The organism is Rheinheimera sp. (genome assembly GCF_036568245.1).
In the GTDB taxonomy this organism is placed as follows: domain Bacteria; phylum Pseudomonadota; class Gammaproteobacteria; order Enterobacterales; family Alteromonadaceae; genus Alishewanella.
Window position 1 is genome coordinate 1 of record NZ_DATCSY010000334.1, and the last position, 15,756, is coordinate 15,756.

The window sequence follows — 15,756 nt, forward strand, 5'->3', positions numbered from 1 at the left end:
ATAAAAAAACCGCCTGTTGGCGGTTTTTTATTTATCTTAGCTCGGTATTAGACTTTAAATTGCTCTACAGAGACACGTAACTCTTCTGCCAAACGAGCGACTTCATGGCTTGACTCAGAAGTTTGCTCTGCACCTGACGCAGTTTCTTCTGCGATCGACACAATAGACTCAAGCAACTTACTGATTTCATGAGAAACCTGGTTCTGCTCTTTGGCTGCATCTGATATCTGTTCACTCATATCATGTGCCAGATGCACGGCATGCGTAATAGAATCCAGTGCTTTAGTGGCGACCTCTGTTTTCTCTACACAGTTTTCTGCCTGTTTACGGCCTTTATTCATTGCCTCTACTGCGGCATGCGCACCGCTTTGAAGCACCTGAATCATTGCCTGAATTTCCTGAGTTGATGCCTGTGTTTTACTGGCCAGTGAGCGAACTTCATCTGCTACTACTGCAAAACCACGGCCTTGTTCACCGGCTCGGGCTGCTTCGATAGCGGCATTTAGCGCCAGCAGGTTAGTTTGTTCAGCGATACCGCGGATTACATCAAGAATGCTGCCGATAGAGGCACTATCTTTATGTAGTTTGTTGATAACGACTGAGGCCTGCTCAACTTCATGTGATAACTGCAGAATGATCGCTTTGTTTTCCAGCGAAATACCTTTAACCCGCTCTGCTTCATTGTCGGCATTCTTAATTTCCGCTACTGCATCATTTGAACTTTGCAGAACGCCCTGCGCGGTGCTGCTCATCTCAGTCGTTGCGGTAGCAGCCTGCGTCACCTGTGACTTCTGCTCGCGAATTGCCTGAGTTGTTTGCACTGTAATGGCCGAAGTCTGTTCTGACGCTGCAGCCAGTTGCGTTGAGCGAGAGATAATGCCCTGGATCAATTGTTGTAGGTTCGCAATAACTTTATTGCAGTTGCGCGCCAGCTCGCCGAATTCATCTTTAGCGCTGTCATCAAGTTTCTGTGTCATATCGCCAGAGGCCACAACGCCCAGAATTTGATTTACTTTAGCCAGCGGTATCGCAATGCTACGAACCGTCACCGTTGCAATGATTACTGAGAAGATAATCGACAGCAGTACAACGATGAAGATCGTTGTGATGGCATTTGACACACCAGAAGAAGCATCGCGCTGAATGACCTCGGCTGCTTTGCTGGCCTGGCTTAATAGCCCTGCAAGGCTCGCCATACCGCTGGCTGTCTGTTGTTCAGCTGACGCTAGCAGCGTTGTGGCGTCCGCGCTGCTTTGCAGCCGTTTAAGTTTTAATGCCGGGATGCCCTGGCTGCCATCTAAGGATGCGTTAATGGCACTGACTTTGTCTTCGAGTTCAGTAACCAGGCTTACCTGGTCGGCAGTTTCTGTTTTGATTACTGCAAACTGGTCGTTCAGTTCTTTCAGGCGGAAGGCTATTTCATTACTGATTGTATTTGCAGTGGTATCAGATAAAGTGCGATTCAGATCTACGACATTGCTAATCAGGGTGTTGATACCTGTTTCGATACTGGTAGCGGCCTGGTACGAACGGGGAAAGCGTCGCTGCACATCACGCACATCGGTAAAATCAAGGATCAACGACGCCATGTCGTCAGCATGGCCTTCCAGTTCAGACAACTTGTTGTCTATAGTGTCGCGCAGTGTCAGGTTGTTTTTCAGCTCTTCAAATAATTTTGTACTTACCGGAATAAAGCTGCTATACGCCTGATTGACTTCGCCTGCTGCTGCTTTTAATGTCACTTCTTCCTGAACCGCGTTCATCAGCCGTTCAGAAGCCTGCTGGTATGTTTGCTGCTCATTGCTGAACTGTTTGCGCAGTTGTTCTATTTCAGGCAAAGAGGCGGCGTTAAAAGCCTGCAAACTGAGTTTACTCATAATGACAAACTCACTTTGCATTGCGGCGCTGTTTTCCAAAGCAGGTATAGAGATCTGATTAACTTCGGCAGTTGACTCGCTTATATTGCTCAGGCTGCCATAAGCTGTGATACCAATGATCAACAGGAGCAGCGAAATAATACCAAATCCACCGATAACCCGTAATGCAACGGTTAACTTCATAATAACTCCCAATTGTTTGCATTAGTTTTACACCTTAGCCCAAGGTGCAAAGTGGAACAACTTCAGATAAGCTGGCTAAATATACCGTGTCCTAGCTAAACCTGCCACACTATATCGTTGCTGGGTTTCAATACAATATGCAGATAATGCATTGCCCCAGACGCAGCCTGTATCCAGTGCGTGTATATTGATTACCGGACTATAGCCGTTCAGTGATGCCCAGTGGCCAAAAAATAGCTCAGCCTGCAATTTGCCGCGCCAGAATTCATACCAGGGGACTAACTCTGTCTGATTTCGCGGATGGCCTTTCTCTTTTAATTCCAGCGAACCATCCTGCCGGCAGAATCGCATCCTGGTACAGCTATTAATGGTGAAGCGCCAGCGCTGAGCCTGGGTAAGCGCATCGGTTAGCCTGTCTGGTTTGTTACCGTACATCACCTGCAGCAGCGGTAGTGGGTCTGCTTTGAGCTGTTGCTGCACATCCTGTGTCATGCTAATCGCATCGTCCAGTGACCACTCTGGCGCCAGGCCGGCGTGAACTAACATAAAACGCTGATCAGTGCTGATATGTAACAGTGGTTGCTGACATAACCAATGTACTAACTCAGCCAGGTCAGGCGCTTCGAAGACATTCTGCAGTAAATCTTGTGGTTTGACGTCACTCAGACCGTAATAACAGGCAATAAGATGCAAATCATGATTACCCAGGACTGTGACTGCTGACGAGCCAAGGTTTTTAACAAAGCGCAGACACTCTAAAGACTGGGGCCCACGCGCGACCAGGTCACCACAAAACCAGAGCTGGTCGCTATCCGGTTGGTAATGAATGTGATGAAGCAATCGCTGCAAAGCATCGTAGCAACCCTGCAGATCGCCAATTACATAAGTTGCCATGGTCAGTTCAGAATATTTGGCATGGCCAGACGAAACAGAGGGATAGCAGCGTGGAACCGCTCGTGTTGCGCTGTCAGCATTTCGTAGTGCCCTTGCATGGTGCCAACCGGTGTTTCTAAGACAGCGCCGCTGGTGTAACGATAACTACTGCCAGGAGCAAGCGTTGGTTGTTCTCCCACAACACCGTCACCTTCAACTTCTGTCTGCTTGCCATTGGCATCGGTAATCAACCAATAGCGCCGCAGCAGTTGCACAGATTCTTCACTGTGGTTGCGGATGGTAATGGTATAAGCGAAGACATAGCGTTGTGCTGCAGTATCAGACTGTGCAGCGATATAAAAGGTTTCTACTTCAACCGGTACATTAAAATGCGATGTCATGCAGTTGACTCTTGCTGGTGTAACCATTGGGCTACTTTAATAAAATCTTCCACGCTTAGCTGTTCTGGCCGTGCCCCTGGATTTAATCCAAGTTGTTCCAGTTGTTCTGCTGTTGCAAAGTTACTAAAACAGTTACGTATAGTTTTGCGCCGCTGATTAAATGCTTCCAGACAGACCCTGTTCAGGACTTCCGCCGGCACTGGGGCTCGCTCAGCAATTGCCTTTGGTAGTAAACGAACGACTGCAGAGTCTACTTTCGGTGCGGGCTTAAACGCCCCCGGGCCAACTTCAACGACAGGCATGGCATGACAGTAATACTGAGTCATAATGCTAAGCCTGCCAAACGCTTTGCTACCATGAGTTGCCGTCATACGCTGCACAACCTCTTTTTGCAGCATAAAGTGCATATTTTCTATCTGATCTGCATATTGAAACAGATGAAATAGCAAAGGCGTGGAAATATTGTATGGCAAATTGCCAAAAACCTTCAGTTTCTGGCCCGGTTTAACCAGGCTGGTGAAGTCAAATTTCATCGCATCAGCCTGATGAATCGTCAACTTACTTGCCAGCACAGGGTGATGTTGCAGGCGTTCAGCCAGATCCCTATCGAGCTCAACGACGGTTAAATGGCCTGCCGCCTCTGCTACCGGCTCAGTCAGCGCACCAAGCCCCGGACCTATTTCTACCAGTACATCAGTGGGTTTAGGAGCTATAGCTTTAACTATGCGCCCGATAACCTGAGGGTCGTGCAGGAAATTCTGGCCGAAGCGCTTACGGGCGCGATGGCCCTGATGTACATTGTCAGTCATGCAAAGTCGTCGTTTTAGAGGCTAAAGAGATAGCTTGATTTACAGCATGGAATAAGCTGCCGGCGTCGGCTTTGCCTGTTCCGGCAAGATCCAACGCTGTTCCGTGGTCAACAGAGGTTCGGATCAGTGGCAAACCAAGGCTGATGTTTACAGAGCGGCCAAATCCCATATGTTTCAGGACAGGCAAACCCTGATCGTGGTACATCGCCAGCACAGCATCAGCATCATCAAGGTATTTAGGCTGGAACAAGGTGTCGGCTGGCAAAGGGCCAACTAACTGCATGCCAGTGGCACGAAGTTGTTCCAGCGTCGGTATAATAATATCCAGCTCCTCGCGGCCAAGATGTCCATCTTCACCCGCATGCGGATTCAAACCACAGACATAAATTTTAGGGTTTGCAATGGCGAATTTCTGCTGTAAGTCCTGATGCAGTATAGTCAGTACTTTGGTCAGTCTCTCTGCCGTGATCGCTTTTGCGACATAAGCCAGAGGAATATGTGTGGTAGCCAGCGCTACACGTAATCCTTCGGTGGCAAGCATCATAACCACGTAAGGTGTATTAGACTGCAGGGCGAAGAACTCTGTATGCCCGCTAAAAGGAATACCCGCTTTATTGATAATGCCTTTGTGCACCGGGCCTGTCACTATAGCGGAAAATTCACCACTGATAGATTTCTCGCCAGCAAAGCTAAGTGTGTTGACCACATAGTTACTGTTAGCAGCATTTAGCTGGCCTGCAATAACTGCCTCTTCCAACGGGAAATCAGCTATTGTAACAGTGCCCGCTGCCTGGGGCTTGGCAATTGCTGTTTCGTCGTATGGCAGTAACTGCAGTGGAAGCTGTAACTGCGCTGCACGCTCTTTGAGCAAAGATGCATTGGCACAAACCACCAGTTCAGCGGGCCAGTCTTGCTGAGCCAGCTTTATAACCAGATCCGGGCCGATGCCAGCAGGCTCTCCCGGAGTAATACCAATACGCAGCGTCATTTAGTTCTCCGCCAGTACTTCAATATGTGCTTCGGAACGCAGCTCACGCAGGAAGTTACTGGCTTCTTCGTTGTAGCGCCGGTTGAAGATCATCCGGTAAACCTGTTCACGCTTTTTATCAGCTGTTGCATCAACAGTGCGCTTATCCAGTACCTGTGCAATGTGCCAGCCATGTTCAGTGCGGAACGGCTCGCTGATTTCATTAATCTGTAATCTGTTCAGAGTATCGCGAAATGCCGGTACGAACACTGTGGGTTCACTCCAGCCCAGATCGCCACCATTGAGCTTCGAGCCCGGATCTTCAGAATGTTGTTTAGCCAATTCAGCGAAATCCGCCTCTCCGGCCCGAACTTTGGCGGCAAAGTCGGCCAGCATAGTACGGGCACGTTCTTCACTTAGAATGATTGACGGTTTAATCAGAATATGGCGCGATTTCACTTCATTAATTGCTGCAACGTTTTCACCGCGAATGTCAAAAATAGTCAGAATGTGAAAGCCGGCACCTGAGCGCAGTGGCCCCACGATGTCAGTTTTTTTCCGGCCGCGGATGGCTTCTGAAAACAGTGTCGGCATCTCGTTGATGTTCATCCAGCCTAAATCACCACCCTCCAACGCATTAGCACCGGATGATGATGCTATAGCGATGCGTTTGAAATCACTGCCGTCACGTAGCAGCTGCATAACTTTATCTGCACGGTCTTTCGCGTCGTTAATGTCGTCAGCACTGGCCTGGCTGGGTATTGCAATCAAAATGTGGCCAATATTGTACTGTTCGTTGCTGGCGCCTTGTTCCTCCATCATCTTAAGCACGCTGTCGATTTCCTGCGGGCTGATATAGATGCGGCGCTGTACGTTGGCCCGGACGACTTCGCCGGTAATCATTTCATCACGTAACCGTTCACGAAAACGCTCATAATTACCTTCTTCCGCAATAACTTGCTGGCGGAATGCTTCCAGTGACAACTTTTCGTCCTGAGCAATGTTACGGATAGTATCATCGAGCTGCGCGTCGCTGATTTGCATACCCATACGCTGGGCCAATTGCAGCTGCAGATTAGTAAGAATTAACCGCTCAGTCGCCTGGGTGCGCAGTGCTGCATCAGAGGGTAATGTCTGACCTTGTGCCTGGGCGTTGCGTTTAACCCGTTCTACGATATCGGTAACATCACTTTCTAGTACTACACTGTTATCCACTATGACCGCAACGCTGTCTATTTCACGTTCAGCAGCATTACTGCCGAAGCCGACACAGCACAGCAGTGCTGCAGAGATAAGTTGTGATAACTTCATAAATTCCTACATCAATTAGTTAGTAAGTATGGCCGGCGGTAGCTGAAAATGCCGTTTGATAGCATATCGGTTACGCCGAAACCGGCGCTGTCGCCAAAGCCTTTGAGAACAAATTGTATACCAATGCTACTGTCCAGCTGGCTGGCTTGGGTAACATTACCTATTGGCAACTCAAGATCGGTTAGGATCTGACGTTTTGCTATTATTCGGACTGCCCAGCAACAAGATTCATATTGCATGCCTATGCTGGCGTCTATCATACGATGATTTGTCAGATCACGATAGTAACTGCCTACTAACTGCCAGTTATCGCTGACAGGCATGGTGCCGAGCACGCCGAGCTGCTGAATTTCCAATCCTGAGACTGCACGGCTGTATCTATGGTTCAACTGAAACATGCTTTTATCGCTGGCCCGGTAATCCAGAGATACACTGCTTTTCATGATTTCGTCACTGTCGACATCGTACTGAACGGCTGAGCTGAAATACCATTTGCGGTACCAATGCCAAATAAGTTCCGCTGCAAGCATTGACTCTGCAGAGCTCAAATCATCCGTTTCGTCATCTTGTATTGTAGGGTCTGACAAAAAGAAGATCTGGCCAAGGCTAAAGCGGAACAGTTCGTTGTCTACATTATCATAAAAGCGGCTGGTCCAGCCCACTGTGACCTGATTGGCTTCGTTAATCCGGTCCAGGCCGGAATAACGGTTAATGCGGAATAAGCCGTAATAGTCATCCTGTAAGCGGGTGGTATCGTACAGGCCGATATTGCTCTGGTCACGGTAGGGAATATACAGATACTGAATTTGCGGCTCAAAAGTCTGTAATGCCGGTTCGCCAAACCAGTCATACTCACGTTCAAAATTCAGCCGCGAATGCAGCCGCAGCTTGGGCAGGGTACGGGTAACGGATGAATCAACCGCAAAGGTGTCGTCGGCAGCATTTTGCTGGTAGTAGGTGTAGAGCATGCTGGCTTCTGCTGTCAGTTCAAATGCTGGCGTGACAAAAGGCAGTGTAATGGTTGGTTCAACATGCATACGGTCTGCATAGTCGATGCTGGCCTCATCATTGCGAAAATGAGCGTACTGCGCCTGCCAGGAAAAGTTCACGTAAGGCAAAATAGCAATTGGTTTGGCCGCAGACAGGCTAAGCTCCGGCAAGGCGCTGTACGCTTTATTGTAATTACCGAGGATTTCAAACCCCTGCAGTCTGAGTTGTGAATGCACCTGCTCACCGTAATAGCTCAGCGCTGCCTCGCGCAACAATTGGGTATCGCTTTGATTGTTATAATCTGAACCCAGATCAGTCAGGTATGCATCATCGCTTACATCAGTAAAATCGACATAGGCGCGCAGCTCGGGAGTAAAATCACTCAGATGGCTCAGGTGCCCGAGGTAGCGTGCGCCGAACCCGTCCGGCTTTTCATTATCTGACCCCAGATATTCCAACTGCAGATTGCCCTGCTGCGTTTCAGTCAGGTAACGAAACTCTGATTTTATTTGAGCGCCGCGCCTGCTCATGTAACGGGGGGTCAGCGTCATATCGTAATTAGGTGCCAGATTCAGGTAATAAGGCAGCTCAAATTCAACGCCCAACTTCTGCGAGCTGCCAAATTTGGGCAATAATAAACCGCTGCGGCGTTCTTCGTTTACCGGGAAGGTGATGTAGGGCAGGTATAATACCGGGAAGTCTTTAATTTTAAAGATGGCGTGGCGTGCTTCACCCCAGCCCTCATCTGCTTCGATATTAATCTCACTGGCATGCAGTGCCCAGCTGTTGTCGCTGACCGGGCAGGTAGTAAAGAGTGCCTGGTCCAGTAAAACTTGCTGCTCTGATGCGGTCAGATGCTCGGCATAACCCCGGCCGGCCTGGGTCAGAAAGCGGTAACTGGCATCATCCAACCTGGCGTTATTTTGCTGCATATCTGCGCTGAAACGGCTGCCGCTGACCTGCAAGGTACTGTTAAAATAGTCCAGGCCGCCGTCAGCTGTCATGGTTTGCGAAATGCTGCTAAAAGAAGCCCGTGGTGCCAGCAGCAATGTATCGCGATAACTAATTTCCACATTGCCGTTAAATTGCGCATTTTGGTTGTCGCTAAGTGCTACAGAGTCCGATGCAATACTAATTGTTGGGTCTGTTGCATTCAGATGCGCCAGCGCTGCTGGCTGCTGTACAGGGATATAACATACTTCAGCGGGGGCTGCCTCGGCGTATGCGATTGTGCAGGCTGCGACAGCCGGAAGAAAAAAACACACAGCTAACCCATGCTTCATGCAGTACTCTTGCCTTACTTTTGTTTTCATTGCTTTTATTTACAGCGGACTCGCTATGATAAATCAATTTTAGAAATCCTGCTAATCCGATATAGTGCTGGTGGTATTCTGCAGCGCAGTTAATGTGCGGCGATCGGTTTACTGTGCAAACGAATAAAGGGTGACGCTGTGTGGGGTAAAATACTTGGAGCGCTGTTTGGCCTGGCGTTGTTGAAACTGCCGGGGTTATTGCTTGGCGTTTTGATAGGCCACTGGTTTGATCGGGCTTTCAGGTTGCAGTTTGAGCAAAATGGCGGCTTTAGCGCTTTGTTCAGGGATAATGCCGACGAGCAGGGATTATTCCGTTACACCACTTTCGCTACTATGGGGCACATTGCAAAAGCAACAGGTGTTGTCACCTCTTCCCATATTCAACAGGCTAGTGTGTTCATGGATCAGCTGGGGCTGGATAGTAATCAGCAGCGCGAAGCCCAGGCTGCCTTTCGTGATGGCAAAGCGGTCAATTTTCCGCTGCGTCAGCAACTGCAGCAGTTTTATCATACTTACCGGCGTCGGAAAGACGTGTTGCAGCTGTTTCTCGAGATCCAACTCAGCATCGCCAACGTGAATGGCAATATGACAACCGCTCAGTATGGACTGCTACAGCAGGTTGCCGGTTATCTGAATTTCAGCTCGGCGCAGCTGGATATGTTGCTGCAGGCGTATCAGGCGCAAAGTCGTTTTTCGTCAAGGTCAAATCAACGACACAGTACCGGGCAAGCCAGCATAGCAGATGCATATCAATTGCTGGGGGTGAGCCAGGATGTTTCTGATACGGCGTTGAAAAAGGCTTACCGTAAACTGATGGCACAGCACCATCCCGATAAGCTGATGGCACAAGGGGTGCCCACCGAAATGTTAGATGTGGCTAAAAAGCGAACGCAGGATATACAGGCTGCTTATGAACTGGTGCGTCAACAGCGCAGTGGCAAAGCGTAAACTAAAGCCCGACAGAACTCAGCCAGCCGTAGATCTCCTGAAAAACCCATTGCTGGGTATCCGTATTATAACCTGAACCATTTATCAGGCGCTGGCGGTAAACAGCCTTCAGATGCTTGTTAGCCAGTTGTTTTCTGTAACGCAACTGACTGATGACCATTCGATTGTCCTGACCAGTACTGATATCCAGTGTTGGTACCTGGTGTGTCGCTAATGCTTTAGCAAAATCCTGATTTAGCCTTAGCTCAGGCAGGTAAGCTCCCAGCATGATAAAAGCCGCCGGTTCAGTTAGCTGTTCATTGGCATACAGTTGGTTCAATAATGCTGCACTGCTGCCCTGGGCTATCACAATGGTTACACCACTGTGCTGCTGAGCTTGTTGCTGAGCAGCCGTTACACGTTCGCGCAGGCTTTGCTGATACTGTTGCAGCGTGTCAGCAGTCAGTTCAACAGGCAGTGAAGGCGGCATCAGTGCTAAGGTATACCAGCCGTAATCGGTGAGTTGCTGACGCAACAGGTTAATATATTTTGGGCTTGCTGGGTGCTCGCTCGCATCAGGCAATAAGATGACAGTACCTTTGGTGTAGCTGGTCATGTTCTCACGCTGCAGCAGCATAAATTCCTGCTGCTGTGCTGTCAGCTGCAGAATTTCATCGGCGGGCAACTGGCGCAGTAAATCCGCACTGGCGTTTTGCTCAACCGATGTTGAGGCGTTTATTGTAAACGCCCACAGCAGAATAATGAATAAAACAGTGCTGCTGACAAAGCTGTGCCGCATAACCAAACCTTTAAAAGACCGTTAGTCAGATATCGGCGGCTACCGGCAGAGCTTTAAGGATTATTGGCCGCGACAGTGGTGGCAACGACATATTTATGAAATGTATATAAGATCTGCGATTTGTAATTAAACTTAATGTAGCCTGCCTGGTGATCCAGTTTGGCGACACTGGGAGCATGCGGCAGGATAAAACAGTATTTGGTGGGTTTAATTTCGACCAGTGCTCTGGCCATTTCCTGCAGCTGCTCATTCTGAGCCAAGCGGGCAATCTCAGCTTCGGTGTTGCAGACATGCGAGTTAGCACTAAGTGAAACTAAAGCGGGTTGTTGTGCTGCGACGGTATAACTGCAAAGCAGCGCTGCGATGCCAAACAGGCTAAGTGATTTATACATAGTACACTCCGCCCTGTTAAACTAATGCGTTGTCCCTATGACTGCCTAACAGGTGTTTAATACAGAAGATGGCAAATATCCGCGCATCGGTCAGGCATGCTAGCACAGCTTATTTCAATGGTGCAGCAGAAAATATCACTTGTGCAGCGAAAAAAGAAAAAGCCGCTGATAAACAGCGACTTTTTTTAACAAAGGACAACCTATTAAGCTTAGCGCAGCACCGGCTCTTTAATCTTCGCGGTGACTTTCGCTTCAATACGCTGGTTAGCACGATGTGCTTCGCGGGTGTTGCCTTCTACACGTGGCCGGGTTACACCGTAACCGATAGCAGTAATGCGCGATGAAGCGATATTAAAATCTTTCTTCAGCATATCTGCTACAGAGTTAGCGCGGCGCTCAGATAAGCGCATGTTGTAATCCGGGTTACCGATGTTAGACGCGTGACCTTCAATCAGCACTGTAGACTCCGGGAAGCGCTGCATAAACGCACCTAAGCCTTCAACATCAGATATTTTATCTGCCGGAATGGTGGCTGAATCGAATGGGAAGCGAACTTCTATATCAATATCACCCACTGAGGCCATTTTCTCTTCATAAACCGTGCAGCCGGTAGCATCAACCTTATGGTTTGCCGGTGTGTTGGCACATTTGTCTGCGTTATCCGTTACGCCATCGGCATCAGTGTCCGCCGGAGCTACCGGCTGAACCGGAGTTTGGGCAACCGGGGCTGGCGCCGGAGCCGGTTTTGGTGCAGGCGCAGCTGTCGCTGAGCCGAACACATAGGTCAGACCAACTTTAACACCGGCATCGGCGTAAGTTTCATCAATACCCTGGTAGCGGTTAGCTTCAGCAAATAAGGCGAAATTCTGATTGAAGAAATGTTTATAGCCGATACCAACATTAAAGGCAGTGGTATCCTGCACGGCATCAAAGCGTTTTAAACCACCTACCAGATAAACTGATGGTAGCTGTGATATATGATACATGGCATCAAGACCGATACGATTGCCGTCAGCATCAGAGCCATCCAGTTTTGACTGCAGATCCAGTTTGGCGAATTCAAGACGTAAGGCCCATTGTTCTGTCAGGTAATAGCCCAGTTCAACACCATAGCCCCAATCTTTCTCCATATAATTCCATTCAGCGGACTCTGTTTTATCTGTGTCCGGCATATAGTATTCACCGAACAAAGAACCAAACACACGTTCTTTTAAATCAGCTGAACTAACAGTGTCCGCCATTACTGCGCTGCTAAGTAATGGGAATGCGGCTGCTACTGCTAAAAATGTTTTGTTAAGTTTCATCCATTTCTCCTTAAACTCACCTGAGTATTAAATGTAGATCATTTAAAATTATTTGAACTTAATATAAAAAATAGTAGTTCTGAATCAGTTAGCAACACTATGTGATAGATGTTATCTGACTAACATGAACCTTGGGTTAATATAATAATGATTTTATTCTGATTAAAACGGGCAGGAAGCAAAACACACAATCGGCAGCGCGGTGTCGGGATGTCGGAACTCTAGCCTTTCTGCATGCAACAATAAACGTGGGGCGGCAAGAAAGGCTGCCTCAGCGGCATAAAACTTGTCGCCCAAAATCGGGTGTCCAAGCCATTGCAAATGCACTCTTAGCTGATGAGACCTCCCTGTAATGGGCGTCAGTTTTAGTCTGCTGTGATCAGCGCTACGTTGCAGTACCTGATAATGGGTTAGGGACGCTTTGCCATATTGGTAACACACTTTCTGCTTTGGCCGGTTCGGCCAATCACAAATTAATGGCAGGTCGATGCTGCCGGTGTCAGCACTGACGAGTCCGGCAACGTTGGCAATATAATGCTTTTTTGTTTCCCGCTGTTGGAATTGCCGGTTAAGCTCGCGCTGGCTATCGGCATTCAGTGCCATCACCACAATCCCTGAGGTTGCCATGTCCAACCGGTGCACAACACGCACACCCGGCCAGACCAGACGAGCCCGGTATTCCAGGCTGTCTTTATGTTCCGGCGCCTTCCCCGGCACCGTGAGTAAACCACTGGGCTTATTAAACACCACTACAGCATCATCCTGATACAAAATATCCAGATAGGGTGACTGCGGTGGGGTATAACTAAGCAACATCGTTAGTCATGGCTCACAACAATCAACCGTATCGCGTCCAGTTTTAATCGAGCCTTGCCGATAAACTCTGTCAGTTGTTGCTGCTGCGTGTTCAGCATATCTATCTCTTCCTGCCGTACAGAAGGATTAAATTTACGCAGGGCCACCAATCGCTCCTGCTGCGCACTAAGGCTGTCGGCAGCGCGTTTTTGGGCATTCGCTATGATGCGTTCCAGCTCTGTCTCAGCCTGCGACGTGGCTTTGGCGATCAGCGGATGTACCAGATTTTGCAGGGCGCTGGCCAATTTACTGCCTGTCTGGCGGCCAATAGGTTTGAGCTGCTTATTCAGCTGGTCAAAACTGACATTGGCTGACAGGTTATTGCCGTTTTTATCCAGCAGTAAACGCACAGGTGTGGCAGGCAGGTAACGGCTCAACTGCAGTACTGGCGGAGCGCTGGCTTCAGCAATAAAGTTCAGTTCAAGCAGGTAACTGCCGGCAGGTAAAGCTTTATTGGCTAATATGGCTACGGAGCTGCTGCCATGTGGCTCATTGGTCAGAATGTCCAAAGTGCCCCGCACCATCGGATGATCCCAGGTTAATAGCTGAATGTCTTCTTCTGCCAGTGCGGTAGCACGATCAAAGGTCACGGTAACCCCCTCATCGCTTAAACCCGGATAGCTGCTGCAATGCATATGCTCAGACTGAGTCAGGATAATGCTGGTATCGCTGCGATCTTCCTGATTGATCCCGAGCATATCCCAGGCTTTTAACATCAGCATTGGCAAAGCTGTGCCGTTGTCTTGCTGTTCCAACTGCGCTGCCAGTTGTTTGGCGACATTACCACCACCAGAGTTTATTTCCAGCAACTGGTCACGGCCTTGCTCCAGTTTCAGTTTCAGGCTTTCGTTCAGCTCCCGGGTGGCTTTAAGCAGTTGGGCCAGTGCAGTTGCATCCGTTGTGGTTTGCGCCAGTAGTGGTAATAAATCGGCGGCGAAATGTTCATACACAGTGCGGCCGGTCTGGCAGGTATGCTCCAGTGCGTTAAGCCCCTGATGATACCAGCTGAGCAGCACTTGCTGACTGTGGTCAGCAAAATGAGGTAAATGAATATGAATTTCGTCACGCTGACCAATCCGATCAAGCCTGCCAATACGCTGCTCCAACAGATCCGGGTTCAGCGGCAGATCGAACAACACCAGATGATGAGCAAACTGGAAATTGCGGCCTTCACTGCCTATTTCGGAACACAGCAGTAGCTGGGCGCTGTAATCTTCCTGCGCAAAATAGGCTGCTGCTTTATCCCGTTCCAGTATGCTCATGCCTTCGTGGAACACGGCGGCCCGCACACCTTCACGCACCCGTACCGCTTCTTCCAGCGCAATAGCCGTTTCTGCGCGGGCACAAATCAGCAAGAACTTTTCGTGCTTGTGTTGTTTCAGCAGGTGCAACAGATGGTCAACCCGTGGATCGAATTGCCACCAGTCATTATTCGCGCCCAGTTGTTGAAATACCTGTTCAGGGAATAAGTTGGCACTGATCCGCTCAGCCTCTGTCAGGGCAGGGTTCAGGCTAAAATACACTTTCAGCGCATTGTGGTACTGTTCCGGCAGAGCCAGCGCTGTCAGATGAGCGTGACGTTTAGGAAAACCTTTAACACTGGCGCGGCTGTTGCGAAACAGGATCCGGCCGGTACCATGGCGGTCCAGTAATAGTGACAGCAGATGTTGGCGTAGCACCGCATGCTCGCTTGTTGCTGACGCATCGCTCAACTGTGCCAGTTCACTGCTGATATCGGTTTCGCTCAATGCCTGACGCAGTGCCTGGGCTTCTTCGGCAGTCAGCGGGCGCTGCTCGAGTAAAGGTTTCGCAATTGCGGCAATATGCTGATAACTCTGCTCTTCTTTAAGAAATTCCTGATAGCTATGAAAACGGGCCGGGTCCAGCAGTTTTAACCGGGCGAAATGGCTTTCGTGACCCAACTGATCCGGGGTGGCCGTCAGCAGAATGACACCTGCCGTGTTAGCAGAGAGCTCGCTTACACGCTGATATTCTTCACTTGGGGTTTGTTCATTCCACTGTAAATGGTGTGCTTCATCTACCACCAGTAAGTCCCAGTGCGTGCCGACCGCTAATTCATGCCAGCGCGGATGGTTTTTCAAGAACGTCAGGCTGGACAACACCAACTGCTCGGTTTCGAACGGGTTGGCGTTGTCCAGTAATGATTGTTCGCAACGCTCCTGATCAAATACTGAGAAATGCAGATTAAAGCGGCGCAGCATTTCTACCAGCCACTGGTGCTGCAGAGATTCAGGCACAACAATCAGCACCCGGCTGGCTAAGCCACTTATCAGCTGTTGATGAATAATAAAGCCGGCCTCAATGGTTTTGCCAAGACCCACTTCATCGGCCAGCAGTACCCTTGGCGCGTGCCGTTTTGCGACTTCGTTGGCAATGTGCAGCTGATGCGGAATTAAGCTCACCCGCGGGCCTGACAAACCACGTAATGGGTTTTGCTGTTGCTCGTGCAGATGTTGCCAAGCCTGATAACGCAGGGTAAACCAGTCAAAGCGGTCTATCTGGCCGGCAAACAAACGATCCTGTGGCTGATTGAAACTGATAAAGTGATCTAAAAAGGTTTCCCGCAGCTCGATATAGCTGTCGTCATCCAGCCGGGTACCGCAATACACTAAGGTGTCATGCTGGGTTTTTATGGCGCTAATCAGCAGTTTAAAACCATCAGCACTGGCAACTTCATCGCCGACGTTAAATTGCACCCTGGTCAACGGTGCCTCTGCCTGCGCATAGAGGCGGG

At 49.3% G+C, this 15,756-nt stretch carries 13 protein-coding genes; 1 reads left to right on the plus strand and 12 read right to left on the minus strand.

The window, feature by feature from the left end:
* Positions 1-47: 47 nt before the first annotated feature.
* From VIN66_RS14905 to lptD, 7 genes are all read right to left on the minus strand, one after another.
* A complete protein-coding gene (locus tag VIN66_RS14905; protein ID WP_331924716.1) occupies positions 48-2,060 on the minus strand; it encodes a methyl-accepting chemotaxis protein in 2,013 nt (670 codons plus the stop codon).
* A 75-nt stretch (positions 2,061-2,135) separates the two neighbouring features.
* Complete coding sequence (locus VIN66_RS14910; RefSeq protein ID WP_331924717.1) at positions 2,136-2,954, minus strand: symmetrical bis(5'-nucleosyl)-tetraphosphatase; 819 nt, start codon at positions 2,952-2,954, stop codon at positions 2,136-2,138.
* Positions 2,955-2,956: 2 nt separating this feature from the next.
* The gene (apaG, locus tag VIN66_RS14915) at positions 2,957-3,334 is read right to left on the minus strand and encodes a Co2+/Mg2+ efflux protein ApaG (protein ID WP_331924718.1); all 378 of its coding nucleotides are present in this window, start codon (positions 3,332-3,334) and stop codon (positions 2,957-2,959) included.
* Positions 3,331-4,143, minus strand: coding sequence for a 16S rRNA (adenine(1518)-N(6)/adenine(1519)-N(6))-dimethyltransferase RsmA (gene rsmA, locus VIN66_RS14920; RefSeq protein WP_331924719.1), 813 nt, complete (start codon positions 4,141-4,143; stop codon positions 3,331-3,333). The genes apaG and rsmA overlap by 4 nt, the downstream gene beginning before the upstream one ends.
* Entirely contained in the window at positions 4,136-5,131 is a 996-nt protein-coding gene (pdxA, locus tag VIN66_RS14925) for a 4-hydroxythreonine-4-phosphate dehydrogenase PdxA (protein WP_331924720.1), read from the minus strand. The genes rsmA and pdxA overlap by 8 nt, the downstream gene beginning before the upstream one ends.
* A complete protein-coding gene (gene surA / locus VIN66_RS14930; RefSeq protein WP_331924721.1) occupies positions 5,132-6,421 on the minus strand; it encodes a peptidylprolyl isomerase SurA in 1,290 nt (429 codons plus the stop codon). It abuts the gene before it with no gap.
* An 11-nt stretch (positions 6,422-6,432) separates the two neighbouring features.
* Positions 6,433-8,694, minus strand: a complete 2,262-nt coding sequence (lptD, locus tag VIN66_RS14935) for an LPS assembly protein LptD (RefSeq protein WP_331924722.1) — start codon at positions 8,692-8,694, stop codon at positions 6,433-6,435.
* Positions 8,695-8,862: 168 nt separating this feature from the next.
* Between lptD and djlA the strand changes: the two genes are divergently transcribed.
* Positions 8,863-9,672, plus strand: a complete 810-nt coding sequence (gene djlA, locus VIN66_RS14940) for a co-chaperone DjlA (RefSeq protein ID WP_331924723.1) — start codon at positions 8,863-8,865, stop codon at positions 9,670-9,672.
* A 1-nt stretch (position 9,673) separates the two neighbouring features.
* Here djlA and VIN66_RS14945 read toward each other — a convergent pair whose 3' ends face one another.
* The 5 genes from VIN66_RS14945 to rapA all read right to left on the minus strand — a co-directional run.
* Complete coding sequence (locus tag VIN66_RS14945) at positions 9,674-10,450, minus strand: DUF3530 family protein (protein ID WP_331924724.1); 777 nt, start codon at positions 10,448-10,450, stop codon at positions 9,674-9,676.
* 53 nt (positions 10,451-10,503) lie between these two features.
* The gene (locus VIN66_RS14950) at positions 10,504-10,842 is read right to left on the minus strand and encodes a hypothetical protein (protein WP_331924725.1); all 339 of its coding nucleotides are present in this window, start codon (positions 10,840-10,842) and stop codon (positions 10,504-10,506) included.
* 209 nt (positions 10,843-11,051) lie between these two features.
* Complete coding sequence (locus tag VIN66_RS14955; RefSeq protein WP_331924726.1) at positions 11,052-12,146, minus strand: OmpA family protein; 1,095 nt, start codon at positions 12,144-12,146, stop codon at positions 11,052-11,054.
* A 162-nt stretch (positions 12,147-12,308) separates the two neighbouring features.
* The gene (locus VIN66_RS14960; protein WP_331924727.1) at positions 12,309-12,962 is read right to left on the minus strand and encodes a pseudouridine synthase; all 654 of its coding nucleotides are present in this window, start codon (positions 12,960-12,962) and stop codon (positions 12,309-12,311) included.
* Positions 12,963-12,964: 2 nt separating this feature from the next.
* Positions 12,965-15,756: RNA polymerase-associated protein RapA (gene rapA, locus VIN66_RS14965; protein WP_331924728.1), on the minus strand; the 2,792-nt coding region annotated here is incomplete at its 5' end.